Origin of the sequence: Exiguobacterium oxidotolerans JCM 12280, assembly GCF_000702625.1 — a bacterium.
Taxonomy (GTDB): domain Bacteria; phylum Bacillota; class Bacilli; order Exiguobacteriales; family Exiguobacteriaceae; genus Exiguobacterium_A; species Exiguobacterium_A oxidotolerans.
Genome location: NZ_JNIS01000001.1, coordinates 1,941,393 through 1,965,800, shown reverse-complemented (window position 1 = coordinate 1,965,800; position 24,408 = coordinate 1,941,393). Strand labels below are relative to the sequence as shown.

General features: G+C 44.2%; 28 protein-coding genes. 8 read left to right on the top strand and 20 right to left on the bottom strand.

Features of this window, described 5'->3' with window-relative positions; genetic code table 11:
* Positions 1-76: 76 nt before the first annotated feature.
* Complete coding sequence (gene msrB / locus P403_RS0110025; protein WP_029332506.1) at positions 77-1,177, bottom strand: peptide-methionine (R)-S-oxide reductase MsrB; 1,101 nt, start codon at positions 1,175-1,177, stop codon at positions 77-79.
* Positions 1,178-1,361: 184 nt separating this feature from the next.
* Here msrB and P403_RS0110020 point away from each other — a divergent pair, with 184 nt between their 5' ends.
* Positions 1,362-1,745, top strand: coding sequence for a DUF302 domain-containing protein (locus P403_RS0110020; protein ID WP_029332505.1), 384 nt, complete (start codon positions 1,362-1,364; stop codon positions 1,743-1,745).
* Between the two features lie 55 nt (positions 1,746-1,800).
* Here P403_RS0110020 and P403_RS0110015 read toward each other — a convergent pair whose 3' ends face one another.
* From P403_RS0110015 to P403_RS0109955, 13 genes are all read right to left on the bottom strand, one after another.
* Entirely contained in the window at positions 1,801-2,577 is a 777-nt protein-coding gene (locus tag P403_RS0110015) for a sulfite exporter TauE/SafE family protein (RefSeq protein WP_029332504.1), read from the bottom strand.
* A 53-nt stretch (positions 2,578-2,630) separates the two neighbouring features.
* Positions 2,631-2,858, bottom strand: coding sequence for a sulfurtransferase TusA family protein (locus P403_RS0110010; protein ID WP_029332503.1), 228 nt, complete (start codon positions 2,856-2,858; stop codon positions 2,631-2,633).
* A gap of 50 nt (positions 2,859-2,908) precedes the next feature.
* Positions 2,909-4,045 (bottom strand): MBL fold metallo-hydrolase, encoded by a 1,137-nt coding sequence (locus P403_RS0110005; RefSeq protein WP_029332502.1) that lies wholly within the window; start codon positions 4,043-4,045, stop codon positions 2,909-2,911.
* 31 nt (positions 4,046-4,076) lie between these two features.
* Complete coding sequence (locus P403_RS0110000; RefSeq protein ID WP_029332501.1) at positions 4,077-4,643, bottom strand: sulfurtransferase TusA family protein; 567 nt, start codon at positions 4,641-4,643, stop codon at positions 4,077-4,079.
* Positions 4,644-4,691: 48 nt separating this feature from the next.
* On the bottom strand, positions 4,692-4,988 hold the full coding sequence (locus P403_RS0109995) for a rhodanese-like domain-containing protein (protein ID WP_029332500.1): 297 nt from the start codon (positions 4,986-4,988) through the stop codon (positions 4,692-4,694).
* Positions 4,989-5,014: 26 nt separating this feature from the next.
* Positions 5,015-5,374 (bottom strand): rhodanese-like domain-containing protein, encoded by a 360-nt coding sequence (locus tag P403_RS0109990; RefSeq protein WP_029332499.1) that lies wholly within the window; start codon positions 5,372-5,374, stop codon positions 5,015-5,017.
* 23 nt (positions 5,375-5,397) lie between these two features.
* A complete protein-coding gene (locus P403_RS0109985; RefSeq protein WP_029332498.1) occupies positions 5,398-5,877 on the bottom strand; it encodes a DsrE/DsrF/DrsH-like family protein in 480 nt (159 codons plus the stop codon).
* 56 nt (positions 5,878-5,933) lie between these two features.
* On the bottom strand, positions 5,934-6,197 hold the full coding sequence (locus P403_RS0109980; RefSeq protein WP_029332497.1) for a metal-sensitive transcriptional regulator: 264 nt from the start codon (positions 6,195-6,197) through the stop codon (positions 5,934-5,936).
* 116 nt (positions 6,198-6,313) lie between these two features.
* Positions 6,314-6,961 carry a response regulator transcription factor gene (locus tag P403_RS0109975; protein WP_029332496.1) on the bottom strand — a complete coding sequence of 216 codons (648 nt, stop codon included), beginning with the start codon at positions 6,959-6,961 and terminating at the stop codon, positions 6,314-6,316.
* Complete coding sequence (locus P403_RS0109970; RefSeq protein ID WP_051667359.1) at positions 6,924-7,976, bottom strand: PAS domain-containing sensor histidine kinase; 1,053 nt, start codon at positions 7,974-7,976, stop codon at positions 6,924-6,926. The genes P403_RS0109975 and P403_RS0109970 overlap by 38 nt, the downstream gene beginning before the upstream one ends.
* Before the next feature lie 63 nt (positions 7,977-8,039).
* Positions 8,040-9,422, bottom strand: coding sequence for an MBL fold metallo-hydrolase (locus tag P403_RS0109965; protein ID WP_029332494.1), 1,383 nt, complete (start codon positions 9,420-9,422; stop codon positions 8,040-8,042).
* 6 nt (positions 9,423-9,428) lie between these two features.
* Complete coding sequence (locus P403_RS0109960; RefSeq protein WP_029332493.1) at positions 9,429-9,977, bottom strand: hypothetical protein; 549 nt, start codon at positions 9,975-9,977, stop codon at positions 9,429-9,431.
* 11 nt (positions 9,978-9,988) lie between these two features.
* The gene (locus tag P403_RS0109955; RefSeq protein WP_029332492.1) at positions 9,989-11,185 is read right to left on the bottom strand and encodes an NAD(P)/FAD-dependent oxidoreductase; all 1,197 of its coding nucleotides are present in this window, start codon (positions 11,183-11,185) and stop codon (positions 9,989-9,991) included.
* A 287-nt stretch (positions 11,186-11,472) separates the two neighbouring features.
* On the opposite strand from P403_RS0109955, the gene P403_RS0109950 reads away from it, so the two are divergent.
* The 4 genes from P403_RS0109950 to P403_RS0109935 all read left to right on the top strand — a co-directional run bounded on the left by P403_RS0109950 (position 11,473) and on the right by P403_RS0109935 (position 13,806).
* Positions 11,473-12,171 carry a response regulator transcription factor gene (locus tag P403_RS0109950; RefSeq protein ID WP_029332491.1) on the top strand — a complete coding sequence of 233 codons (699 nt, stop codon included), beginning with the start codon at positions 11,473-11,475 and terminating at the stop codon, positions 12,169-12,171.
* A 103-nt stretch (positions 12,172-12,274) separates the two neighbouring features.
* Positions 12,275-12,664, top strand: coding sequence for an OsmC family protein (locus P403_RS0109945; RefSeq protein WP_029332490.1), 390 nt, complete (start codon positions 12,275-12,277; stop codon positions 12,662-12,664).
* A 115-nt stretch (positions 12,665-12,779) separates the two neighbouring features.
* Entirely contained in the window at positions 12,780-13,259 is a 480-nt protein-coding gene (locus P403_RS0109940; RefSeq protein WP_029332489.1) for a hypothetical protein, read from the top strand.
* Positions 13,246-13,806: a peroxiredoxin family protein gene (locus P403_RS0109935; RefSeq protein ID WP_029332488.1), complete on the top strand. Its 561-nt coding sequence runs from the start codon at positions 13,246-13,248 to the stop codon at positions 13,804-13,806. The genes P403_RS0109940 and P403_RS0109935 overlap by 14 nt, the downstream gene beginning before the upstream one ends.
* 180 nt (positions 13,807-13,986) lie before the next feature.
* On the opposite strand, the gene P403_RS0109930 is transcribed toward P403_RS0109935, so the two are convergent.
* A complete protein-coding gene (locus P403_RS0109930; RefSeq protein WP_051667357.1) occupies positions 13,987-14,844 on the bottom strand; it encodes a c-type cytochrome in 858 nt (285 codons plus the stop codon).
* A gap of 136 nt (positions 14,845-14,980) precedes the next feature.
* On the bottom strand, positions 14,981-15,826 hold the full coding sequence (locus P403_RS0109925) for a LysR family transcriptional regulator (protein ID WP_029332486.1): 846 nt from the start codon (positions 15,824-15,826) through the stop codon (positions 14,981-14,983).
* 120 nt (positions 15,827-15,946) lie between these two features.
* Between P403_RS0109925 and P403_RS0109920 the strand changes: the two genes are divergently transcribed.
* Complete coding sequence (locus tag P403_RS0109920; RefSeq protein WP_029332485.1) at positions 15,947-16,801, top strand: sulfite exporter TauE/SafE family protein; 855 nt, start codon at positions 15,947-15,949, stop codon at positions 16,799-16,801.
* A gap of 427 nt (positions 16,802-17,228) precedes the next feature.
* Here P403_RS0109920 and P403_RS0109915 read toward each other — a convergent pair whose 3' ends face one another.
* Positions 17,229-18,086, bottom strand: coding sequence for a YihY/virulence factor BrkB family protein (locus P403_RS0109915; RefSeq protein WP_029332484.1), 858 nt, complete (start codon positions 18,084-18,086; stop codon positions 17,229-17,231).
* A gap of 184 nt (positions 18,087-18,270) precedes the next feature.
* Between P403_RS0109915 and P403_RS0109910 the strand changes: the two genes are divergently transcribed.
* Together P403_RS0109910 and P403_RS0109905 are read left to right on the top strand one after the other, a co-directional pair.
* Complete coding sequence (locus P403_RS0109910; protein ID WP_029332483.1) at positions 18,271-19,353, top strand: nitric oxide synthase oxygenase; 1,083 nt, start codon at positions 18,271-18,273, stop codon at positions 19,351-19,353.
* Positions 19,350-19,802, top strand: a complete 453-nt coding sequence (locus P403_RS0109905) for an NUDIX hydrolase (RefSeq protein ID WP_029332482.1) — start codon at positions 19,350-19,352, stop codon at positions 19,800-19,802. Before P403_RS0109910 ends, P403_RS0109905 begins: the two co-directional genes overlap by 4 nt.
* A 182-nt stretch (positions 19,803-19,984) precedes the next feature.
* Here the strand turns inward: P403_RS0109905 and P403_RS0109895 are convergent, their stop codons facing one another.
* The 3 genes from P403_RS0109895 to P403_RS0109885 form a co-directional block, all read right to left on the bottom strand.
* On the bottom strand, positions 19,985-20,767 hold the full coding sequence (locus P403_RS0109895) for a GNAT family N-acetyltransferase (protein ID WP_029332481.1): 783 nt from the start codon (positions 20,765-20,767) through the stop codon (positions 19,985-19,987).
* Positions 20,768-20,876: 109 nt separating this feature from the next.
* A complete protein-coding gene (locus P403_RS0109890) occupies positions 20,877-22,262 on the bottom strand; it encodes a branched-chain amino acid transporter BcaP (RefSeq protein WP_029332480.1) in 1,386 nt (461 codons plus the stop codon).
* A gap of 223 nt (positions 22,263-22,485) precedes the next feature.
* Positions 22,486-24,288, bottom strand: coding sequence for a mechanosensitive ion channel (locus tag P403_RS0109885; RefSeq protein ID WP_051667354.1), 1,803 nt, complete (start codon positions 24,286-24,288; stop codon positions 22,486-22,488).
* Positions 24,289-24,408 lie beyond the last annotated feature (120 nt).

Genomic DNA, 24,408 nt, shown 5'->3' with positions numbered 1-24,408 from the left:
TTGACCGAACGACTTGTTCCCCCTGCTTTTTTCAGAAAAAAACCACCCTCTCAAACGAAAGGATGGGGCGCCTATGTTATTTAAATTCAGACAGATACTGGCCGTACCCTTCTTTTTCTAAATCTTCCTTAGGAATGAACTTCAAGGCTGCCGAGTTCATACAATACCTTAGACCAGTCGGCTCGGGACCATCATTAAAGACGTGACCGAGATGGGCATTGCCGTGACGGCTTCGGACTTCCATCCGCTTCATCCCAAGGGCAAAGTCACTTTTTTCGATAATATTACCCGGTTCAAGCGGTTGACTGAAACTCGGCCACCCTGTTTTTGAATCGTACTTATCTTTTGACGAAAAGAGCGGTTCGCCAGAAATCAAATCGACATAAATCCCGTCTGCCTTTAAGTCATGATAGGGATTGTCAAAGGCAGGTTCCGTTCCATCTTCTTGCGTGACTTTATACTGAATATCGGTCAATTTCGCTTTCTTTTGAGCATCCGTTAACTTGTCATACTTCGGTAAATCGAGTTTCGGTTGATCGTTCCAGTGCCGATTGATGAAATCATCTCGTCCGGAAGCGGCACGGTAAAACTTATACTTTTTCTCGCTCTTCAAGTAGTAGTCCTGATGATATGCCTCCGCCTCATAAAAAGGACCGGCCGCAATCAAAGGTGTGACGATTTTGTCGTCAAAGATGCCGCGATCTGCCAGATCTTGTTTTGACTGTTCAGCGATTTGCTTTTGGTCGTCGTTTGTATAAAAAATCGCTGTCGTATACGACTCGCCTTGATCGACGAATTGACCGTTCGGATCGGTTGGATCGATTTGGCGCCAGTAGACATCGAGTAACTGTTTGTACGAAATGACAGTCGGGTCAAACGTAATCAAAACGGCTTCCCGGTGACCGGTCGTCTCAGCAGACACTTGATTGTACGTCGGGTTTTCAACGTCACCGCCGGTATAACCTGAGATGACGGATTTCACGCCCTTCAATTCCTCAAATGGCGGTTCCATACACCAAAAACAGCCCCCTGCTAAAATCGCCGTCTCCTCTTTCGCATAAGTCAGTTCTTTACTTCCGCTCGACTTCGCCTGTTGTTGCTGGAAAACAAAATACCCACCAATCATGATGGCAAGTAATGCCACGACGGATAGAATCGTCAACATTCGCTTCTTCATCTCCCTTCGCCTCCTTTTTAAAGCATACGTTCCGGGTGAATGGTTAGATGTCTTTTTTCTAATGTACCTTGATTTCACATAGTTTGTCGTTGACCGTGCCTCAAAATTGCACATCTGATGCGGAATGATTATTTAATGAAAAAGTAGGGAACAGTTTTAAGACTAAACACCAGGAGGGGTATCGATGTTTGATTATACAGTTACGACTGAACACTCAACAGAAGAAACCATCACACGTTTGAAAGAGGAACTCCAAAAAGTTTCGTTTGGTGTCCTCTGGGAATTCGATTTAGCAGGCAAGCTCGATGAAAAAGGACTCGACTTTGAAGGCGAGTACCATATTCTCGAAGTCTGTAACCCGAAAGAAGCACACCGCGTCCTGTCAGCTGAACGACGTGCGGGTTACTTCCTACCTTGTAAACTGGCTGTCTTTACGGAGAGTGGACAAACGAAAATCGGCATGCCACGTCCGACGGCATTGATTGCGCTCGTGGAAGATGAACAATTAAAACAAGTCGCAAAAGAAGTCGAAGAGCAATTGCTTCACGTCATCGACGCAAGCAAGTAAGCAAAAAAACGAGTCGGTTTCGTCTTTTGACGATACCGACTCGTTTTTTGTCTGCTTACAAAATATCAAGCCAAATCTTAATTGCTGTCGCGAGAATCAAGACGGCAAGTGTCACTTGCAGAATTTTAGTATTCATCTTTTTCCCGGCGATCGCTCCGAGTGGCGCCGCAATCAGACTGGCAACGACCATGATGGCTGCAGGACCCCAATCGACTTGCCCCGTCGTAATTTTACCGACGGTCGCGCCAATCGAAGAGATGAACGTAATCGCGAGGGACGAAGCGATCGTCATCCGCGTTGGAATTTTTAAGATGACGAGCATGATCGGGACGAGTAAGAATGCCCCGGCAGCACCGACGATTCCAGCACCAATCCCGACGATGAAGGCAGCACTTGCTGCGATACCTTTATTGAACTTCACTTGATCGAGCGGAATGTCATCGAGCCCTTTTTTCGGAACGAACATCATGACGGCAGCCGTCAACGCTAATATGCCGTAGACGAGATTGATTGTATCTTCCGCTAAGACATTCGAGCCATATGCGCCGATGAAGCTCCCAATCAAAATCGCTCCACCCATGTTGATGATCAACGATTTGTTCAGGTAACCGCCTTTACGATACGCCCAGACGCCACCAATCGTCGCAAAAAATACTTGAATGGCACTGATTCCTGCGACCTCATGAGCAGAAAACGCAGCAAATCCGAGCAGTGGCGGAATATAAAGTAACATCGGATACTTGATGATCGACCCGCCAATCCCTAACATCCCGGAGATGTAAGAACCGACGAAACCGATTAAGAAGATGGTAATGATAAAACCGATTTCCATGTAGATCACTCCTTTAAAAAAAGGGGACTGTCAGCAGCCCCCTTCAACTTGAATTACCCTTTTTGAATCCAGAATTTCAAGACACTCGCTTCTTCTTCGTGTTTAACGAGCTCATGACCGCCTGAGTTTGCCCAAGCTTGTAAATCATTTTTAGCGCCTTTATCCGTAGCATGCACTTCTAAAATTTGTCCTGATTCAAGTCCTGCGATTGCTTTTTTTGTTTTGACGATCGGCATTGGACATGCAAGTCCTTTTGCGTCGAGTACGAGTTCTGATTTCATTGGTGAATTCCTCCTAATAGTTGCTTGCTTTAGTTTAGTTTTCGAGCTGATTAACGAACGGCACACCGGTTCGGACCGACTTCCATCTCACGCTGTGTTTCGAGATCGGGTGTCTTCTTACCCATGTTCGTTTCGCGGATTTCTTGATACGCATTTGGTTGCGGCGGCAAGTTCTCTGTCACCATCTTACGGAAGACGGCTTCGTCTTCGATGTTCAATCCATGATTGTTCGCGAGGAGGATACTGAGTTTCTCCGCGACACTGCCATCTACGTTTAACTCTTCAATCAACATGAAGTGTGCCGGAAGCACGATCAAGTCGTTCGAAAGTTCACGGTACGTCTTGTAGAGTGAGTTTCGTAAGTCACCGACCCAGTCGTCCGCAAGACCTGCGAGGTCAGGGCGACCAATTGAATCGATGAATAGAATATCGCCCGTTAAGAGATACCGGTTGTCGACGACGAATGATGTCGAACCAATCGTATGTCCCGGGGAATAAAGGGCAAGTACGTCGATTTGTGTATCTCCGACTTGCACATGGCTGCCATCTTCAAGTGCTGCGTATTCGAATGTCACATCCGTCGCATCTTTTGGTGGTAACCAATAAGTCGCACCCGTTTTTTCAGCGATTTCACGACCACCTGAAATATGATCGGCATGTAAGTGTGTATCAAATACATGTGTAATCTTGACATTACGTGCTGCTGCATAATCAAGATAGACATCTGTCATCCGTGTTGCGTCAACGAGGACCGCTTCGCCTTCCGAGATAATCATATAAGACAGGCAGCCTTTTCCGATTCGGACGAACTGGACGACTTCACCACGATCTTGACCTGTTTCATTTAATGTTCCGAGTGAAATCGGTTCGAGGTGCTCGCTCCATGCTTTCATTCCACCTGCTAGATAAGAAACAGTCCGTCCTGCTTCTTCTAACATCTCGGCGACGAAGATGGAAGAACCTTCTTTTGCACAGACGACGAGAACGTCTTGATCCGTTGGCAGTTGATCGAGAATGTCTTCGACACCATCGAGTAAATCGAAGTATGGAACGTTCAGGTAATTGAAGTTCTCGCCTTCAATTTTCCAGTCCGCGAATGCATCTTCGTTCCGGACGTCTAAGATAAAGAGTGGTTGACGGTTAATAACTTTTTGTGTGACTTCTTGAGTCGTCATTGCATGTGCCATCTGTTGTTGTTCCTCCTAAGCGGTTTAGTAATTAAACAGTCGTTGCCGTATCAAATGTCCACTGGCTCATGCCCGGGACGACATTTTGGACCGTGAATCCTTTTGCATCGAGTTGTTGTGATGCGAGGTCACTCCGGCTCCCTGTCCGGCAAACGACATAAATCGTTTTTGTTTTATCGAGTTCTTCGCTGCGTGTGTCAAGTTCACCGAGCGGAATGTTGATTGCGTTCGGAATATGGGCGAAAGCATACTCGGCCGTTTCACGTACATCAAGAACGAGCACATCATCGTTTGAGCGGACTGCTTCGAGTGTCTCGTTATTCACTACTTGTGTGAAAGCAGGTGCTTCCTGATCGTTTCCGGAAGACTTCCGGACGTAATGACGTAACACGTCCCCTTCTTCAATCGTTCCGAGGTACTGGTTGCCTGTACTGTTCGCCCAAGCACGTAAATCAGCAGTTGACCCTTTATCGGTTGCTTGCACTTCGATGACTTGACCTGGTTCGAGTGTCTTGATTGATTTTTTCGTACGGACGATCGGCATCGGACAAGCGAGTCCGCGTGCGTCGAGTACAACGTCTGTTTTAATTGTCTGCAAAAGTATTCGCTCCTTTTACCTCTAGGGGTATAATTAAGATTAAATTTTTTACTCTGTTTTTCCTTCGTAAGACATCATGCCGCCATCCATGTTGATGACTTGGAAGCCTTGTCCTTCGAGATATGTTGCCGCGCGACCACTACGTCCACCAGAGCGGCAAACCATGACGTACTCTTTTTTCTTATCGAGTTCATTCATTTTGAATTCAACGAGGCCAAGCGGAATATGATTCGCTCCAGGAATCTTGCCTTCTTTCACTTCGTCGACTTCACGTACGTCGATGATGTTCAGTTGTTCCCCGTTTTCAATCTTCTCTTGTACTTCTTTAGCTGTTAGTCGTTTCATTTAGTTCATCCTCCTTTAGTTTACGTTCAGCGCCACGCGTTCATGCCGCCCGATACTTCCGTCACGTTCGGATAACCTGCTTTTTTGAGTTGCTTGACAGCCTGCTTACTCCGCATCCCACTTTGACAGATTACGATGACTTCCTTGTCTTTCGGAATTTTGTCGAGTTGCGCCGGTAACGTTTGGAGCGGAATATTTTTAAACCCTTTAATGTGGTTGCCTTTAAACTCGCCCGGTGTCCGGACATCCAAGTAAAAGCGGTTGCGGTCATTTAATTTACTCTTTAATTCAGTTGTTGAAACCTTTGCGACACCTTTCGTCGGTGCAAACATCCGGTAAGCAAGAAACGCGACAATCGCTAGAAAAACAACGGTTAAGATATCCACTTTGTGATGCCCCCATTCTCTAATTAGATGAAGAGATTGACGTTTCCGTCTTCTGCGTCTGCGAGGTATGCTGCAACACCTGCGTATTCGATGCCATCATGTAATTCTTCTTGTTTCAAACCAAGTAAGTCCATTGTCATCGTACAAGCGACAAGCTTCACGTCTTGTTCTTTCGCCAGTTCAATCAAATCCGGAAGTGGCATCGCATTGTGTTTTTTCATGACGTTTTTGATCATTTTTTGACCGGCTCCACCGAAGTTCATTTTCGAAAGTGGCATTTTATCGGCACCGCGTGGCATGAATTTACCAAACATTTTTTCGAGGAACGTTTTATCCGGTTGGATCGGTTCATCTTTACGCATCGCGTTTAATCCCCAAAACGTATGAAAAATCGTAACTTCGTGATCGTACGCTGCTGCTCCATTTGCGATGATATATGCTGCCATCACTTTGTCGTAATCTCCACTGAACAATACAATCGTTGTTTTTTTAACATCTGACATTTAATTAATTCCTCCATCTAATTTACCCTATGGGGTATAAAATATTCTAAAAAATTTTACCGACTTTTTAACAGCAACTGAACGGCTTCTGCAACAGCCTGTTCATGGTTTTCTTCTGTCTCATCATTCTTGACACAACCGATGAGGTTTTCACTCACAACCAGTCCGATGACACGATCAATTGCACTTCGTGTCGCACTGAGCTGTGTGACGACATCCTTACAAGAAGCATCCTCTTTCATCATGCGGACGATGCCATGTAGTTGTCCTTCAATCCGGTTCATTCGATGAATGATTCGATCTTCATATAATTTTTCCATTTGAAGACCACTCTCCTTTTTCGTGTGACATTCGTCATACCTCGTTGGTACATTTCATACTTTAATACCTACGGGGGTATAAGTCAACGAAAAAGTTTTTCTTTTTAATTTTAAGTTCATAATTCAATGAAATAATTTTTTAAAGCAAAATCGACAAGCTCATGTTTATGCTTAATTTGTAACTTCGACATAACGCGCGCCTTATGATTTTCAACGGTCTTAGGACTGATTCCTAACTTATTCGCCATTTCAATATTCGTATATCCGAGGACTGTCAGACGAACAATTTCAATTTCCCGACGAGACAACGTATTTTTTTTATTCGTTTTTACGGACAACAACCGTTCTATCTCATGCTCTGGAAGGGATGTCTGATAATGTCTTTTTCCATGGTACACGCGCTTGATGGCTCCACATAGTTCAGAGATGTCACTATTTTTAGATAGATACCCGGGTATATTTTGTTCGATTGCCTTTTGAACATAAATTTCTTCATCATGCATCGTCAACAAGATGATTTTACTATTCGGAACTTCCTGCTGAAGCGCCTGACTCGTCATAAAGCCGTCAAGTCCACCAGGCATCGTGACATCCAGCAAGATGACATCAGGTTGATGTTGGATTGCTAACCTAATCGCCGTTCCTCCATCCCCCGCTTCTGCAACGACACATAAGTCTGGATCTTTTTCGATTAATAATCGTAGTCCGTTTCGAATGAGCATGTGGTCATCTACGATTAATAGTTGAATCGGCGTCCGCCTCATCTTCAACACTCCCATATGCTAAGTTGATCGTAACGTGTGTTCCTGAACTGATTGTACTTTTTAGATGGACCACTGCCCCAATCGTCGAAGCCCGTTCATTGATATGCTGTAAGCCTAACCCATTTTGATGTTTTTTTACATCAAACCCAATACCATTGTCTTGAATCGAAAGTACAAGTTGATCTTTCTCCTCATGAAGCACTACCTTGATCCGAGCAGGAAATGCATGTTTTAGACTATTCATGACTGCTTCTTGTACAATCCGATATAAATTGATTTCTACGATTGCATCTAAACGCGACATCGTCGGTTTTGTGTGAAGAATAAATTGGACATCCGGCTTTTGCTTGCGAAAGCCGATCAACAAATTTTCAAGCGCCGTCGCAAGACCGAATTGATCAAGTTCAAGAGGACGTAACTGTTTGGAATAGAGCCGTAAATCATTCATGACACGTTTCATTTCTTGCGAGACTTCACTCAAATAAGCCGTCGTCTTCTCATCCATCGTACTATTCTTTAAAGTATCAAGCGCAATCGATAATCCAAATAGAGATTGACCAACACCATCATGCAATTCCATCGCCAGTCGTTTATGTTCCTCCTCACGTGCCGCAATCAGTTGTTGGACCATCCGCTGTCTTCCTTCATGTTCCTGTTGTTTCTTCCGTTCCGAGAAGTCACGTAGAACGAGTAAATAATATGTTGCACCATTATCCTTATCTTGAATAATTTTCGCAGTACTCATCTCGACATCTACCATTTCTCCCGAGTACGTCGGCATCTCTGAAGAAAAATACGGTGATTGTTCATGAGTCACCAAGTAACACCGTTCTTCGCCCGGACCAATAAAACGTTTTTGACAAAAAGAACAGTACGGGACGAGTCCACCTAGTTTCCACCCCGTCAATTTCTCGGCTGAAGGGTTAAGTGCAACAATACTTCTTGTTTGATCCATCACGATGATTCCATCTTGGATGACATTGAGAATTTGTTGACCGAACTGTTCAATTTCCATGTAGACTCCCCCCATAAAAACGACCGCGTCTATCCTAGACACGGTCGTTCAATTAATTTCATCTTACGATTGGACAACCGGTTTGTCAGCTTTTTTCCAAGCATTATATCCACCCGTTAAGTTATAGACATTTTCATACCCGGCTCGTTTCATTAAACTCATCGCGATCGCAGAACGTGCACCTGATTGACATTGCATCACAATTTTTGCATCGTGCGGTATCTCAGAGAAATTAGCTTCTAACGTTCCTAGCATGAGGTGATGGGCACCTTTTATATGTCCAGTCTCCCACTCTGATTGATTTCTGACATCAATCAAAAAGACATCGTCAGAATCTAGTTCCTGTTGTAACTCCTCAGCGCTGACTTCAGGATAGACTTGCGTGAACTCTAGATTATCAACATCGATATACCCTCGAATTCGATCGATGCCGACTGAATGAAGAGCAGTTACGATATCTGTAATCTGTTCTTTTTTTGCCAAAATCATGATGTCTTGATCGTAAGGAAGCAACCATCCCGCCCAGTTTGTAAAAGACTTATTGAATGGGATATTGATTGTCCCTTTTCGATAGCCAACACGGAATTCGTTCGCCGGACGTGTATCGAGAAGTTGCACTCCAGCCTCCGGTAAAAGTGAAATCTCTTCTATTTTATCATCGCTCAATATTTCAGGTCCGATTTTATTAACTCGTTTCATGACTGCGAAATACGTCGGTGGCTCCGGCTGACCGGATAAGAGCTCCTTGACGAAATCTGCTTCATCTTCGTTACGTAACGCCCAGTTATTTTGCTTTTCGTATCCTACAGTCGTCATTGGTACTGCGCCAAGTGACTTTCCACATGCACTTCCCGCTCCGTGCCCAGGCCAGACCTGGAGGAAATCGGGTAGCGCTCGAAATTTTTTTAAAGACTGAAACAGTTGCCGTGCACCTAAAGCAGATGTGCCTTTTACCCCTGCTGCCTTTTCGAGTAAATCTGGTCGCCCGACGTCTCCCACAAATACGAAGTCTCCTGTGAATATTCCCATTGGAACACTTGATCCTCCACCTTCATCCGTTAAGATGAAACTGATATGTTCTGGTGTGTGCCCTGGTGTATGCAGCACATCAAATCGAATGTTCCCTACATAGAAGGTGTCCCCGTCCTTTAATAAGACGACGCTTTTCGGCGTATCATATTGATACTTCCACCCTTCATCCCCTTCATCTGAAAGGTATAGTTGAACGTCTCCTCGACTTGCCAATTGTCGTGCTCCAGATACGAAGTCAGCATGAATATGCGTTTCAGTCGCTGCAGTCAAGCGTAAGCCTTCCGCTTTCGCAATCTCCTGATAAATCTTCGTATCGCGTGCTGGATCGATGACGATGGCTTCACCAGTCTTTTGACATCCTATGACATAAGAAAATTGAGCGAGTTTTGAATCAAAACAAGAACGAAAATACATCGCCTTTCATCCCCTTTTCTTTTTTTTCATTTCGAAAGTCTCAAGTAAACTTTCGACGTATAAAAAACCTTGTTTCCACATCGGATGTCGTACTAAGCGTAGGATACGTAGAGGAGAGATTCGTTTTTTCTCCAATTGTTTATGGGTATAGCGACGTTTCGTCTCCTCGAGCATCGGTACTCGTGGAGGAGAGGATAATAGGTCTTTCATCGATTGTTCATCTTCGACAACGGTTTTAACAAAAAGCAAACTTGTTACACCTTGCTTTAAGAGCGGCGTCACTTCAGGTAACAGTCTTGAAAGTTCAATCATTGAATCCAAGTGTGCTTTTGTCAGACCTGTCTGTTCGACGCGTCGCTCTACTTCCTTCACGAGAGGAAGGACTGATTCTTTATCTTGTAAGACATGTTCAGCAAAGCTCACACTTTTTTCTAACTGTTCAAGTCTAGCAACGAGAACAGGTAAATCACGAAGTAGCTGGGCAAGGGCTTCTTGTTGTTCAGGTTGTTGTAACAAATCATTCACAGGATTTTGTCTTGTAAATTCCGTCTCCATGATTTCCCTCCTCACATCAATCCTTTGAGCATTCCGTCCCAATATAAAACCGGCAAAAAGTGTTTTTTAACGATGAACATCGATAAACGTTCTTTCGATTGGTCAATCGGAAAACTTTCTGCTGGGTGCTTTTCATAATCGAATTCAGCCATAATCAGGCTATTGTAACCTGTAACGAGCGGACAAGATGTATAGCCATCGTACTCTGCCTTATCTTGCTCATTGTGTTCCATTATTAAGATTAGATTTTCGACGACGACCGGGGCCTGTTTACGAATCGCGGCACCTGTTTTCGATGTCGGAAGATTTGAACAGTCTCCTAATGCAAACACGTTTTTGAAACGATCGTGTTGAAGTGTCTTCTTATCTACATCTACCCATCCCGAATCGTCCGATATCGGACTATTCTTCAAGAAATCCATCGGTCCCATCGGTGGAGTAACATGAATCATGTCGAATTTTTGTGTAAATCGCTCTTTTGTATCTAAATTTTCGAATGTCGCGACGCGATTTGGCCCGTCAATTTCAACGAGTTCTGTTTTGAAATGCGTTTCAATTCGTTTCCGACGTACGACTTCGTTTAAGGTTTTTTCATAACGTGGTACCGCAAACATATTTGGGAGTGCTGTCATGAACTGAACACTCGATTGGTTTCGGACACCGTGCTTTTCGAAATATTCTTCAGCTAGATACATGATTTTCTGGGGAGCTCCTCCACATTTTATAGGGGTACTCGGCATGGTGAATAAAGCTACGCCCCCTTTGAAATTTCGAATCGCTTCCCATGTGGACGAGACGGTGTCGAATGAATAATTACTGCAAACACCATTTTTCCCAATTGTTTCACGAAGTCCCGGAACCGCGCTCCAATTTAATTGAATGCCTCCTGCTACGATTAAATAGTCATATTCAATCACTGTTCCAGCACCTGTTACGAGTCTGTTTTGATCAGGTTCAAATGTCTGTACAGATTCTTGAAGCCAATCTGCACCTTCTGGAATAAGCGAAGCCATCGGTCGTGCAGTCGTTTCTTTTTTGACATCACCCGCTCCGACCAGCGTCCATAACGGTTGATAGTAGTGTTGTTCAGCCGGGTCGATTAATAATATATTTCCTTTAAGAGAAGGGCGTTTACGTAATAACTGCGCTACTGCCGTAATCCCACCTGATCCGGCACCTACGACGACAAGTTTTGCTTTCCGATTCATATCCACTTAAAAATCCCCCTCCGATTTTGTTTTACTAGATATATCCATTTTAATGAAAGCGTTCTCTCGCTGATATAGGGGAATCCCCCTAAGTTCTTTTTTCGAGTCCTTACTGATCCGTCAAGGCAAATTACATCCCGACTTCTGACTGGTGTCTCGCCTGAAGAAAATAAATGAAGGCGAGAAGTTTTAGTTAGACCATTCGTTAACGAACCGACAAGTAGACTATAATGGCGTTATCGAATAGATGTTCACTTAATATTTTGATTCATGAAAAGGTGATATGCATGCTAAAACAAGAACTCATTGGAAAATCAGTTCTCCTCGTCGAAGACCATCCGGAGATTCGACAGCTTTTGAAAATGTATTTACTAAAAGAAGGATATGAAGTATTAGAGGCCGCAGATGGATTAGAAGGAAAACGAATGATTGAGATGTACGACCCCTGTATCATACTGCTCGATTTGACGTTACCGAAGTTAAGCGGGGAAGACCTTTGCCACTGGATTCGTGAAGACTTCCAAAGCATGATGCCGATCATCATACTTACAGCTAAAGATTCTGAAGAAAATAAATTGTACGGATTTAGATTAGGGGCTGATGATTATATCACCAAACCTTTTAGTCCAGCTGAAGTGATGAGTCGGATTTCAGCTGTCTTAAGACGAACAGCCAGTCGCTGTGGAAAATTGAGTTTCACGGGTTTTCTCTTAAAACCATTACGCGGTGAAGCATCCATCAATGGAACCGAACTTCATCTCACTTCATTTGAGTTCAGGTTGTTACAGCTTTTGATGCAACATCCGAATCAAATCTTAACGCGCACACAGTTACTCGACCGGATTTATGAGAATGATGAAAAAGCAGTTAGCAATCGGACCATCGACGTCCATATCCGTCATTTACGCAATAAAATTAAAGAAGAAACAGACTTTCCCTATATCCAAACCGTTCGTGGAATGGGCTATAAATTTATCGGAAGCTGACCACCTCTCCAATCTTTGAAAAATACACCACCTGTTCCTTCTTCATCATTCCTTAACAATTGAATGAAATACTGATCATAGTATCCTGAAAGGAGACACAATTATGCACTATATTATCGAAGAAGAGGCAGTTACTACGTCCTTACCACATGGCTCTCTCCCTGTATCAAAGAACCCGGAAGTTGGTTTTCGTCCGCTTGAACTTTTCGTCACATCACTTGCTGGGTGTAGCGGCACGCTATTACGAAATCTTCTACAAAAGAAACGGATTTCATACCAAAGTCTCACGATGAACGTCGATGTCACACGTGACACAGAACGTGCCAATCGAATTACCAAACTTCACTTTACTGTCGAAATGGATGGCGAGATCAGCGAAAAACAAGCTTCTTCCATCGCAGAGCTCGTCCTTAAAAATTGTGGCATGATTCAATCTGTTATCGATTCAATCGAAATTACGTTCGAGTTAACACGCCTGTCCTCTAATGAATAATTATCTTCAAATCGGACAGTTTTCGATTTCCTTCACTTGGTTATCGGTTGTTTTAGCGCTTTTCCTCCTTTCAATTTCATATCGTATCTTGTTGCATCGGCGTCTAGGTGACTGGATGATAAATAGTTTTTTACTCTTCGTTTTGGTATGGAAAGGAAGCTATATTCTCTTCCATCTACCACTCGTCTTAGCGATGCCTAAATCCGCTCTCTTTTTTGATGGGGGAACCCGTGGGTTATTCCTATCTTTACTTGGACTGATTTTGTATTGGGTGAGAAAAGTCGATTCAGCCACCTTACGCATACTACCGTTCCTATCCGTCCTATACTTATTTCAGTTTGAATTTATCTTAAACACACTCCAGGCGAACTGGCTGGCTGTTTTGTATGGAGGACTTGTTTTAACACTCATCTTATTGTTTTACAACGTGCCTTCCATGTTGGCGCTAGAATGGATGGTTGTCTTTTTATTTTTTCATTTCATTATCCAATCACTAATCGGACTGTCTGAGTGGCAGGTGATGCTATTCCAATTTTTATTCGTAAGCGGGGCAGGACTTGCAGAAAAACTAGGAGGGACGCATGAATCAAAATAAAAAAATAGCTCTATTGCTAATCCTGTTTCTCGTTGTACTGTTAGCTACCATTAATGTGTACCGAAACCAGCAATCTCAAAAACAAGAAGCGATAGCACTTTCAAATCCAAAAGCATCAAAAGACGAGGCACATCATGAACTGGCGACCGATTTCTCGCTAAAGACAGTAGATGGTGAGACGATTCGCCTTTCCGACTATCGAGGGAAAACAGTCATTCTCAATTTTTGGGCGACTTGGTGTCCACCTTGTCAGGCAGAAATGCCGCATATTCAAAAGTTTCATGCTTCTCACAAAGAAAATGTAGAAGTCATCGCGGTGAATTTAACGTCACAAGATAACGGGACAGCAGCTTTACAAAAATTCATCGATGACTATAAACTCACCTTTACAATTCCACTTGATACGGATGGAACAATCGGAAAACAGTATAAAGCCTATACGGTTCCGACCAGTTATATCATTGATTCTAAAGGATATATCGTAAACAAAGTGATCGGACCTATGAATCAAGAAATGATGGAAAAATTGGTGCAGTCTCATCGATAACTGTTATTTGTACTTAACCAAAGATAGGTCGATTCATGTATTGGAAAAGAACACACGTACCTGAAACAAACAAACAACCCCCGACACGCTGTCCGAAAAGCGGAAAGCATGTCGGGGGTTGACTACGTAAAGAATGTTAAAAGGTACAGCGAGACTCGTTGTCAATCGATTCATTGTTCCTTATTGTTTTGATACGGAGTCTATTGGATACGATAGGTCGTCCGGTGGATCTCCATTCGGGTAATCTTTTTCTTTTCCTTTCATGACCGGTCGACCAACTGAATTGATATACGCAGCAACGTCAACTGCCTCCTGTCTTGTCAGTCCCCCAGTTTCGACTCCTCCCATTGGCTCTTTTGGCATATAATTTTGAATGAAGCCAGCTGTCGTCCGAAGCCGATTCATTCCGGCGCCATCATTATAGGAATTCTTACCGAAGACAGCAAGACCATGTCCATCCGCTTGTGTCGAACCGTGACAAGCCATGCAAGAATTCGAATAAATATCTTTCCCATTGCCTATGTTAGGTTTTGGCAAGTCACCTTCGAGCGCGATTTTTGTCCATGGTCGTTCCTTGATTCCATCTGGAGTATCTTTTGCAAGAAAATCCAAGTAGGCTACAATCGCTTTCATTTCCTTACCGTCCAAATCAAGTTTTGTCCCGTTCATGCTTCGTGTAAAACACCCATTTACACGTTCTTCAATGGAAACATCTTTCCCCGCACGCTTATTATATTGTGGATACTCTTTTGTGACCCCAACTAAATCAAGTGATCCACCTGTTGCTCCTGTCGCATGACAACTAGCACATGACATCGTACTTCCCACATGATCAGGAAGAAGACTACTTGTATGATTGATATAGTCTCTCCCTTGCTTGATGTCTTCTGCATTCGCTTCTTGGTCCAAGGTGTTCAGACTCGGTCCATGTGCTGCTTGTATGACGTTTTCTTCTGTCGGTGCTAAAAATTTGACCCACACAAATAGACCGATGATGAAGAACATGATCGTTACGACAATCATTTTTTCCTTTTTCATTCATAAATTCCCCCTCGTTATCGCTTTACTAAAAGAATCCCCTACATTATAACCCCCATATTTTTACTGTTATCATAGTTTTGATTAATAGACTAAATAAAAAAACATAATAAGTAGCTTTAATTAATTGATGGAGTCAAGATTTCTTTATCGTTTCTTCAATCCACTTGAGCGCGAGACGGGATGGATGTGCTTTTGGAATCGCAAATTGAAATGTTCTTTGTTCAATGTCTTCTGCATAAATTCGGTAGTCATTCGATTTTTTTAAGGGTTGAATAAATCGTTCTGATAATGTCGAAATACCAGTTCCATTCATAATCAGTTGACGGATTAAATGATTAGAGTGAACCGTTATAGTTTTTTGAGGCTGAATCTTTTTTTCTTCCAACCACCGCATCAAGGCAACACGTGCAGCTGAACCTTCCTCTCTAAAAATCCAAGTAGCTTCTAACATGTCCAACTCTGTCCGCCCGATGACATGTAACTGATCCTTCGCAAAAGGAATACAATTGATGTTTTGAACTAACGGATCACCTTCGACAAGTCCGATATCAATTTCATGATGTAATAACGCTTGTTCAACTTGATCATGGTTCATAATCCGTGCGTCAATTGAGACATCTGGGTATGCAATTAAGAAGTCATGGATCATCTCTTCTAATATCGTTTCATAAATGGTATGCGTTGCTGCAAGTCGTAGTGTCCCCCGAATGAAACCTTTCAGTTCATCTAGTTCTAATTGCATTTGTTCTGCTTGAAACAACATTTCTTTTGCATGGTGATACACAACCCAGCCTGCATCAGACACTTCAAGCGATGCATTAAACACGTTACGAAGTAATAATAGTTGTCCTAAATCTTCCTCTAATCGTTTTAAGTGAACACTAACTGTCGGTTGTGAAATAAACAAGAGTTCAGCCGTTCGCGTAAAATGTTTTGTATCTACAAGTGTTACGAATGTTTTTAATTCATGCAGTTTCATCTATATCTACCACCTTATTATTTTTTTAAATCATTATCATTATTATAATTCATTTTCATAATAATATCTGTTCACTTATACTAATTACACAAAGAAACAAAACATGAAAGAAGGGCTCATATGGAGTTTGTACTATTTATCATACTTGGAGCAGTAATTGGTATTCTATCCGGCTTTTTCGGAATCGGCGGAGGAATTATTTTAACTCCTCTTTTATTAATCCTCGGTTATCCACCCAGTACCGCGATCGTCCTCAGTCTGTTATTGACACTCGGTTCGACCGTGACCGGGACGGTATCGCATATGCGTCTGAAAAATTTCCATGCCCGTGATGCGTTAGCCGTCGGATTATCGGGGATCGTCGGTTCTGCAGTCATCACGCCGGTCGTCTTTTGGCTCGAACAACGGACCGGTGCCGATGCCATGATTTCCGTCCTCTACATCGTCTTGTTGACGTGGTTTGCGATTCAATTCTTAAAACCATCGAAACGAAAACCAGTCGAAGGACACGTCACACAAGCGAATCTCTATAAATTGATGGTGATCGGATTTGCTGCCGGAATTCTGTCATCCCTCATGGGGGTCAGTGGTGGCTTCTTGCTTACCCCACTCTTGATGGGTTGGGTCCGTTTCCCACTCAAACAAGCCATCGGCACGAGCATCGCCTCGGCGACACTGATCGTCCTCGGCGGTGTCACCAGTTATCTTGCTTCCGGTACCGAGGCTCCGCTTTATCTCGGCATTGCTTTAATCGTCGGTGCGTTTATCGGCTCTCCGATCGGTGCTTCCTTGCTTCATCTATTTGAAGACCATTTCGTCCGGAAGAGTCTTGGCGTCTTTTACGCCGTCGTCGCCGTCAGTGTCATTTTAAAAGTCTTAGGGCAGGAAACAGGATCGCTCATCTTGCTCGGTGTCTTTACGATTGGATTATTGCTTCTATTTTTCTATCAAAAAGTAAGAAGTAGACATTCCTAGGACATGAGTTTTTTTGAATCGCGTCCAAAGCGAAAAATAATCTTCATAACCCTTTATCTGCAAACTGAAGACAACGTGTTATCAGGAGATCAAGCGTCTTTTTTCGTTGCTTTCCTCGGGCGAGGCGCAAGCCATTGCTCCTTGATCCTCACGGACAACGAGCAGGGTCTTGCCTGCCTCTGAAAGTGCGTTGAAAACGCACTTTTTCCCGTAGGAGTCAACGAAACGTGACGCTTTTTAGAGGATGTCGTGACGGAAAGCTGGGCATGCAGGCGGTTTAAATCGCACTCCGTCTCGAATCGCTTTAGAACCGCGACCGATTGCCGCTTTGAAGACGATGCGAGACAAAGAAACGCGAACGGATTGTCTCTCGATATCGCATTTTCACGCTTCATAAGAGTTTATCTACACGCTAAAGAAACTGCCCTCAGCGGACAGTTTCTTTTTTGATTTTTTCAGGCTTCATGATCTTCGCCTCTTTTTTCTGCCGCATTCGTTCTGCGTTCATCAATCCACCGAGCATCAAAACGACGGAGGATAAATAAAACCAGGTCATCAAGACGATGATTCCTGCGAGCTGACCGTAGAGACGATTGTAACTCCCAAACTCCGCATAGTACGAGAAGGCTTCCGATACGACCTGCCAGGCAATCGTCGTAAACAATGCCCCCGGGAGTACTTGACGAATCGTTAATCGAACACTTGGTAAAACGCGATACAATAACACAAAGAACACGAATAGAAACAAGGAACCGAGCCCCCAGCGGAATACAAACCAGATGGACGAATAGTCCGCTGCAATATCTGCGATGAGTGCAAAATGACTGATGAAACGCCGGGCCAATTTCTCGGCGACCGGAACAAGTAGCGAAAACGGCAAGATGAACATCATACCAATCGTAAATCCGAAATCTTGTAATAAGCCCCGCCAAAACGGCACTTTCCTTGTTACCTCAAGGGCGTCATTGAGGGAACGGACAAGCGACTGGACCGACATCGAGGCGAGCCAAAAGGCTGCGATGAAGCTAATCGAAGCAAGTTTTAATCCCCCTTCGTCAAAAATCCCTACGACATTTCGGCGAATTAAATCATAGGTTTCCGCTGGTGCGAAAGGACGAATCAAATCAAGGACTTCACCGGAAGTGAACGGTAAAAAAGATACTAATCCGACAACGAATAATAAGAATGGAAATAAGGACAACATCAAATAATAGGCGAGCTGTGCCGACTTATCAAAAAAAGCTTCGCCAAAAAAGCGAATAAAAACCGGTTTGACTAAAGACATGCCAAGTTCCTCACTTTCGATTGATTCTCTTATCTATCCCCCTTCCCTCTCCCGCTTAATCTGCGAACGTCTTTTGAACGTGTCAAAAAACGGGCAATTGCTATGAGTTGGCGCTCCCCCCATTCACCTTGTACACTAGAATAAGAAACTCTGTCGCTTTGGATGAAGAAAGGACTCAAACGCCGTGCAACATTTACTAGACGAAGCAGAACGCTTCTTGACGACTTATATAGAAGAGACACCACATACACAAAATCGTTTGAACGACGTGCGCGATGAAATTTTACGAACGGGAAGCTATACACAAACAACGGATGAAGTGACGTTCGGAGCGAAACTTGCTTGGCGTAACAGCAACCGGTGCATCGGACGGCTCTTTTGGGATCAACTGCACGTCATCGATGCCCGTGCGGCGACAACAATCGAAGCGATTCGAGACGCGTTGTTCCACCACATTCGCCACGCCACCAATGAGGGACGGATCCGCTCGACAATCACGATTTTCCATCCGCAACGTGTCCGCGTCCTCAATCATCAATTGATTCGTTACGCTGGATACGAAACGGTCGACGGCGTTCTTGGTGACCCGGCATCGCTTGCCTTCACGAAGCAGTGCCAGGCACTTGGTTGGACAGGACAAGGAACGGCCTTTGATATTTTGCCGCTCCTGATTGAACTTGATGGTCAAGTGACAGTCCATGAGATTCCGCAAGAACTGATTCTTGAAGTTACGATCATCCATCCCGAATACGACTTATTCGCCGGACGCGAAATCAAGTGGTACGCGGTCCCGATGATTTCCGACATGCGCCTTGAAATCGGCGGCATTTCGTACCCATGTGCTCCGTTCAATGGCTGGTATATGGGAACTGAAATCGGAGCCCGAAATCTTGCTGACGCGGACCGTTATAATCTCTTACCGCTTGTCGCAAAACAACTTGGTCTGAACACGTCCCGCGAACGCGCCTTATGGAAAGACCGGGCCCTCGTCGAACTCAATGTCGCCGTCCTCGAATCCTTCGAGCGGTCCGGAGTGACGATCGTCGATCATCATACGGCGGCTAAACAATTCGCCCGGTTCGAAAAAAATGAAGCCACTTGCGGTCGCGACGTCACTGGGGAATGGTCGTGGCTCGTTCCGCCGATGAGCGGAGCAGCGACACACGTCTTCCATAAAGATTATGACAATGCGTTACAGCGACCGAACTTTTTCCCGAAACAGACGCAAGCTACGGGATGCCCGTTCCATCAGGAGGTGCCGCGATGAATTACGTCAAATCCATCCGTGATTTAGTCGGACCCACTCCGCTGATTTTAGTCGGTGCCGTCGTTCTCGTCATTAAGGAAGGTCAGATTTTACTCGAACAACGAAATGAAGATCAAGCACGTTTCGGTCTTCCGGGTGGTCTCATGGAATGGGAAGAATCGACGGAAGAGACGGCCCGACGTGAGTTATTCGAAGAAACCGGACTCGTTGCGGAGACGCTTGCGTTGCTTGGTGTCTACTCCGGTAAAAATTATGTCACGACACTCGCGAATGGGGATGTCTTTCAAAGCGTCACCCTTGCGTACATTGCGTCCGATACTTCCGGCACACTCCGTGTCAGTGATGAAAGTGTTGCATTGACGTATGTGTCGCTGACGGACTTGCCGGATAATATCGTCGGGTCGCATCTTGTGATGATTCAAGATTATATAGCACGTATTTCTTCATAAATTCATTCTTAGAGATGAGGCATTTTCCAATGATGAACAAAATTATGCTTATCATGCTGGGTGGCACTGGAATCTTATTCGTAATTTTCGCCATCATCGTCATGATTAGTTTATGGACATGACAAATAGCCATTCGTTCCAAAGTAGTGGTTGCTACTTACGAACGATGGCTATTTTTTTCGTTAACGAATCGCTTTACTCATGACGAATTGTTTTAAATCACGCTGTGCCCATCCTTCTTCACGCAATGCTTCCCAGACGAGTGGATTCGTCGACTGCAATTGATACGTCGTTCCACTCAAACGTCGGGTCGCTTCCGTTGCGATGCGTGCGACCTCCGATTCTTCTGTCAAGATGGCAAAAATCGAGTCGTTTGAAGCAGCGATGAATGCTCCGTCGAGTTCATAATAGGTGGCCTTCCTATATTTCATCACGCCCGGATCTTGTTGCCAGATGTATTCGCCTTGTTGGGCGTATCTCCGTTCAAATGCCACTTCATCAATCTCAACGAGTGGATTCACCTGGTTCGGTTCATCGCGCTGAAAATAACCGAGTTCATGGTCTTGGCGGTAGCCGAGATGGTGATACAAATCAATTGCAGGTGTATTACCTTGGATGACTTCAAGCATCAATCGATCGACTTCCAGCTCTTTCGCATAACTTAGTTGAGCCTCGTATAATGCTTTTGCGATGCCGAGACGGCGATACTGCGGATCTATACCAAGACCACCACACCGCATGACTTGTTCCTTCTTGATTTTCTTGAGACCGTTCAGCCATAACCCGACAGGTCGTTCTCCATGAAAAGCGACAAACGAGTGCTCCAACTGGTTAGCATCCCGCGTCAAAATCCGTTCCTGAAAAACTTCAAGTGACAAACCGAGCGGAATTATGTAATCGCTGAACCCTTCTTGCATCGCTTTGTAGGCAGATTCTAAATCAGGATTTCTTTTAATATGAATCATATGTAGTTCCTCCTCTTCTCTCTTCAATCGTTCGACTCTTTGAGAGAGGTTTCCTGCACTTGTTTCCAACAAAAAATCACCCTCGATGAAATCGAGAGTGATCATGTACTTAATTTAATTTCGAACGGCTTCTTCCGTAACCGAAGTAGACAAGCAAACCAATCGCCGTCCAGATGAAGAACGCAATCCATGTAAAGGTTTGAAGATTCAACATCAACATGATACATGCGAGGACTGATAAAATCGGAAGAACCGGGACGAACGGGACTTTGAATGCCCGTTTTAAGTCAGGACGCGTCCGACGCAAGATGATGACGGCGACGGAGATTAAAGCGAACGCAGCGAGTGTCCCGATGTTAATCAATTCCGCCAACGTACCGAGTGGGACGAATCCAGCAATCAAACCAGAAGCGGTACCGAGAATCCAAGTCGCCTTGACCGGTGTATGCGATTTTTCATTGACGTCCGAGAAGACTTTCGGCAATAACCCGTCACGGCTCATCGCGAACAACAGACGGACGAGACCAAACGTCATGACGAGAATGACCGTCGTCATCCCGACGATGGCTCCTAAATCAACAAAGCCGGCAACCCAGTTTTGACCTGCGACTTTCAACGCAAGCGAAACCGGACTATCGACACCTTCAAATTGTTTGAACGGGACGATTCCGACCATGATTGCAGAGACGACGACGTACAAGACGGTAACGATTGCGAGTGATCCTAAAATGCCAATCGGTAAATTCCGACCGGGATCCTTTACTTCTTCTGCTGCCGACGTGACGGCATCGAAGCCAAGGTAAGCAAAAAAGGCAATCGCCGACGCTTGCAGGACGCCGCTGATTCCGAATGGCGCAAATGGTGTATAGTTGCTTGGTTCAACGTACCAAATCCCGACGACGATGAACAAGATGACGACGGCGACTTTAACAAGTACCATCACATTGTTCACGCGTTTTGTTTCCTTGATTCCAAGTGACAACAAGAACGTAATGACCATCAAAATCAAGAATGCCGGTAAGTTAAAGAACGTGTCACTGCCTGGTACGGCCCCCGGTGCGGCACGGAGTGCTGTCGGAAGTTCAATGCCGAATCCGGATAACAGCGACTGGAAGTAACCTGACCACCCTGTCGCGACAGCACTCGAAGCGAGACCGTATTCTAAAATCAAACACCACCCGATGATCCAGGCAACGAGTTCGCCAATCGTAGCGTAGGTGTACGTATATACACTACCCGAGACAGGAATCATTGAGGAAAATTCGGCATAACAGAGAGCGGCTAACGCACAAACGATGGCTGAAATAATAAATGAGACCGGTAATGCTGGACCTGCGTATAAGGCGCCTGTTCCTGTTAATACGAAAATACCTGTACCAATGATGGCACCGATTCCGAGTAAGATTAAATCGAAACCAGATAGATGACGCGCAAGCTTAGAATGACTTTTGTTTTCCATCATTACGCTGACATCTTTTTTACGAAGCAAACTCATGATTCATCCTCCGAACTTTTCTCTTTTTTCTGAATATTCAAATCATTTTCTGATTGACCTTCTCATCATAACAAACGATGTTAGCTTTTATAAGTCGCCCTTTCTGTGTTTTTTCACAAATTGGTCAAACCACTTTTGTTTACTTACTACAATGCATATATGCAAAGATGCGTTGACGCACTAAAAACCCCTTCGCAAGTGCACGAAGGAGTCTCTTTTCTACTTACGGACGATCATTCGGATGATCGAGGTTCGGTCCAAGATCCGGGTCAATCGGATAATCATCCTGTTGTGCCAAATCATTTTCAGGAAGCGCACCTTTCGGCTTACCGTGCGTCGGTTTCTCATCAGTCGATTCCGTCGAACGGGAAGCACGTGGGGCACGGTCTGGCGTGACATCGTCTGCTGCGTTCGATGCTGCACCTTTTGCTGCATCTTTTAAGCTAGGTTTTGTTGACGCAGACGGTGTGTTGTTTGATGATAAGTTAGATGTGTCGATGTCTGCGTTTTCCGCTTTTTTCTGGAGACGATCAAGATAACGTGACGCATTATCACGACCACCTAAACCAAAGGCGAGACCGAAGGCAAGGGCAACTGCTCCGAGAATCAAGATGAACGCGGAGTTGACGATTGTTGCCGCAACTCCAAGCTGATCAAGGGCCATGAAGACAGCAAGAGCAAGGATAGCGTACTTCGCGACGCTTGAAAGTACTTTTAAATCGGATTTCGCAAACAAGCTATCCATCGTACGTTTCACCAAGTTGCTGACGATGATACCAATCGCCAAGATGACGATTGCCGTCAAGACGCTCGGAAGGAAAGCAAGAACAGCTCGTCCGAGATCGACCATGAAGTCAAGACCAATCAGATTGAAGGCTTCGACGACGAACAGGACGACGATAATAATTTCAACGAGTGAGCCAACAATCGATGATGGCGATGTCGACGTATTATTCGCATCCCAGTTACCGATTTTCAGGTGACGTGTCAAGTTATCAAATCCAAGGCGTGACAAGAGATCCGCGACGAATTTCTTGACGAAACGTCCGACATAAAGACCAACAAGAATTAAGACGACACCGATGATGATGTTCGGAATCATCCCAAGTACATCATTTAGCATGTTAATCGCGGGTTCTGATATTCCTTTAATATTAAGTTGATCCAGTGCTGAAATCGTGATTGGAATCAAAATTAAGATGAAGACGACTGTTCCCAAAATAGAAGAAAGGGATTTTTTATCTTTTTGATCGTTTGTACCTAAATTAAAGCGTGAAGCAAATTTATCTGTTCCAACTGCATGAAGAAAGTTCGTCACGATATCGCGGACGATTTTCGCAACAAGGTATCCGACGAAGAAGATAGCTGCAGCAGCAATCAGACGTGGGATGAAACTAAGGAATGACGATAATAGTTGACTGAACGGTTCCGAAACACTACTGATGTTCAAGGCATCGAGTACACCTGGTAGGAAAATCAACAAGACCAAGTAAAAGACGATGTCTCCAGCAATTTTCGGATAGTTCGATAAATCGGTTTGTCCTTGCAACATTTTATTTGACCGAACTTTTTCATTCGCCATCAACTTCGTTCCGCCTTTGACGATGATCATCCGTAAGACGACGGCAAGAACATAGGCGAATAATAGAACAAGTGCTGCTTTCAAGATATTCGGGATGGCACCAAGCAACGTACTCATCGTGTCTGCGAGCGGTGCTGCGATGATTCCGAGGTTAAGAATATTGAATACTAAAATTAGTACAAAAACCATCACGACCCAAAAAATGACTGTGCCGATAACTTTTTCTGGCGTCCATTTCTTTTTCTCCGTTTTCGATTCAGCTGACTTTTCTGGCATCAATTTCTCGACGACACCTGATTTTTCTAGTGCTTTTTGAATGCCATTCGCAATCAATTTCGCGATCAGCCATCCAATCAGGAATACGATCAATGCACCTAAAATATTTCCGAGAGTTCCAAGAATCCCGTTTGCGTCAAATGACGTCGTGTTCCAAAAGTTGTTCATCTTTCCACACCCCTTCATCTCTAAAATGAATTCATATATTTCTGACACTTCTTTAATTTCCCCCACTAAAGGATAAGTTAAACAATTTACAACACTAAATATTTCTCCTAAAAAAATATA

Bases quoted from the DNA above. Each gene is read 5' to 3' on its own strand.
- msrB (WP_029332506.1), bottom strand. From the start codon at position 1,177: ATGAAGAAGCGAATGTTGACGATTCTATCCGTCGTGGCATTACTTGCC.
- P403_RS0110020 (WP_029332505.1), top strand. From the start codon at position 1,362: ATGTTTGATTATACAGTTACGACTGAACACTCAACAGAAGAAACCATC.
- P403_RS0110015 (WP_029332504.1), bottom strand. From the start codon at position 2,577: ATGGAAATCGGTTTTATCATTACCATCTTCTTAATCGGTTTCGTCGGT.
- P403_RS0110010 (WP_029332503.1), bottom strand. From the start codon at position 2,858: ATGAAATCAGAACTCGTACTCGACGCAAAAGGACTTGCATGTCCAATG.
- P403_RS0110005 (WP_029332502.1), bottom strand. From the start codon at position 4,045: ATGGCACATGCAATGACGACTCAAGAAGTCACACAAAAAGTTATTAAC.
- P403_RS0109995 (WP_029332500.1), bottom strand. From the start codon at position 4,988: ATGAAACGACTAACAGCTAAAGAAGTACAAGAGAAGATTGAAAACGGG.
- P403_RS0109985 (WP_029332498.1), bottom strand. From the start codon at position 5,877: ATGTCAGATGTTAAAAAAACAACGATTGTATTGTTCAGTGGAGATTAC.
- P403_RS0109980 (WP_029332497.1), bottom strand. From the start codon at position 6,197: ATGGAAAAATTATATGAAGATCGAATCATTCATCGAATGAACCGGATT.
- P403_RS0109975 (WP_029332496.1), bottom strand. From the start codon at position 6,961: ATGAGGCGGACGCCGATTCAACTATTAATCGTAGATGACCACATGCTC.
- P403_RS0109970 (WP_051667359.1), bottom strand. From the start codon at position 7,976: ATGGAAATTGAACAGTTCGGTCAACAAATTCTCAATGTCATCCAAGAT.
- P403_RS0109965 (WP_029332494.1), bottom strand. From the start codon at position 9,422: ATGTATTTTCGTTCTTGTTTTGATTCAAAACTCGCTCAATTTTCTTAT.
- P403_RS0109960 (WP_029332493.1), bottom strand. From the start codon at position 9,977: ATGGAGACGGAATTTACAAGACAAAATCCTGTGAATGATTTGTTACAA.
- P403_RS0109955 (WP_029332492.1), bottom strand. From the start codon at position 11,185: ATGAATCGGAAAGCAAAACTTGTCGTCGTAGGTGCCGGATCAGGTGGG.
- P403_RS0109950 (WP_029332491.1), top strand. From the start codon at position 11,473: ATGCTAAAACAAGAACTCATTGGAAAATCAGTTCTCCTCGTCGAAGAC.
- P403_RS0109945 (WP_029332490.1), top strand. From the start codon at position 12,275: ATGCACTATATTATCGAAGAAGAGGCAGTTACTACGTCCTTACCACAT.
- P403_RS0109940 (WP_029332489.1), top strand. From the start codon at position 12,780: ATGATAAATAGTTTTTTACTCTTCGTTTTGGTATGGAAAGGAAGCTAT.
- P403_RS0109935 (WP_029332488.1), top strand. From the start codon at position 13,246: ATGAATCAAAATAAAAAAATAGCTCTATTGCTAATCCTGTTTCTCGTT.
- P403_RS0109930 (WP_051667357.1), bottom strand. From the start codon at position 14,844: ATGAAAAAGGAAAAAATGATTGTCGTAACGATCATGTTCTTCATCATC.
- P403_RS0109925 (WP_029332486.1), bottom strand. From the start codon at position 15,826: ATGAAACTGCATGAATTAAAAACATTCGTAACACTTGTAGATACAAAA.
- P403_RS0109920 (WP_029332485.1), top strand. From the start codon at position 15,947: ATGGAGTTTGTACTATTTATCATACTTGGAGCAGTAATTGGTATTCTA.
- P403_RS0109915 (WP_029332484.1), bottom strand. From the start codon at position 18,086: ATGTCTTTAGTCAAACCGGTTTTTATTCGCTTTTTTGGCGAAGCTTTT.
- P403_RS0109905 (WP_029332482.1), top strand. From the start codon at position 19,350: ATGAATTACGTCAAATCCATCCGTGATTTAGTCGGACCCACTCCGCTG.
- P403_RS0109895 (WP_029332481.1), bottom strand. From the start codon at position 20,767: ATGATTCATATTAAAAGAAATCCTGATTTAGAATCTGCCTACAAAGCG.
- P403_RS0109890 (WP_029332480.1), bottom strand. From the start codon at position 22,262: ATGAGTTTGCTTCGTAAAAAAGATGTCAGCGTAATGATGGAAAACAAA.
- P403_RS0109885 (WP_051667354.1), bottom strand. From the start codon at position 24,288: ATGAACAACTTTTGGAACACGACGTCATTTGACGCAAACGGGATTCTT.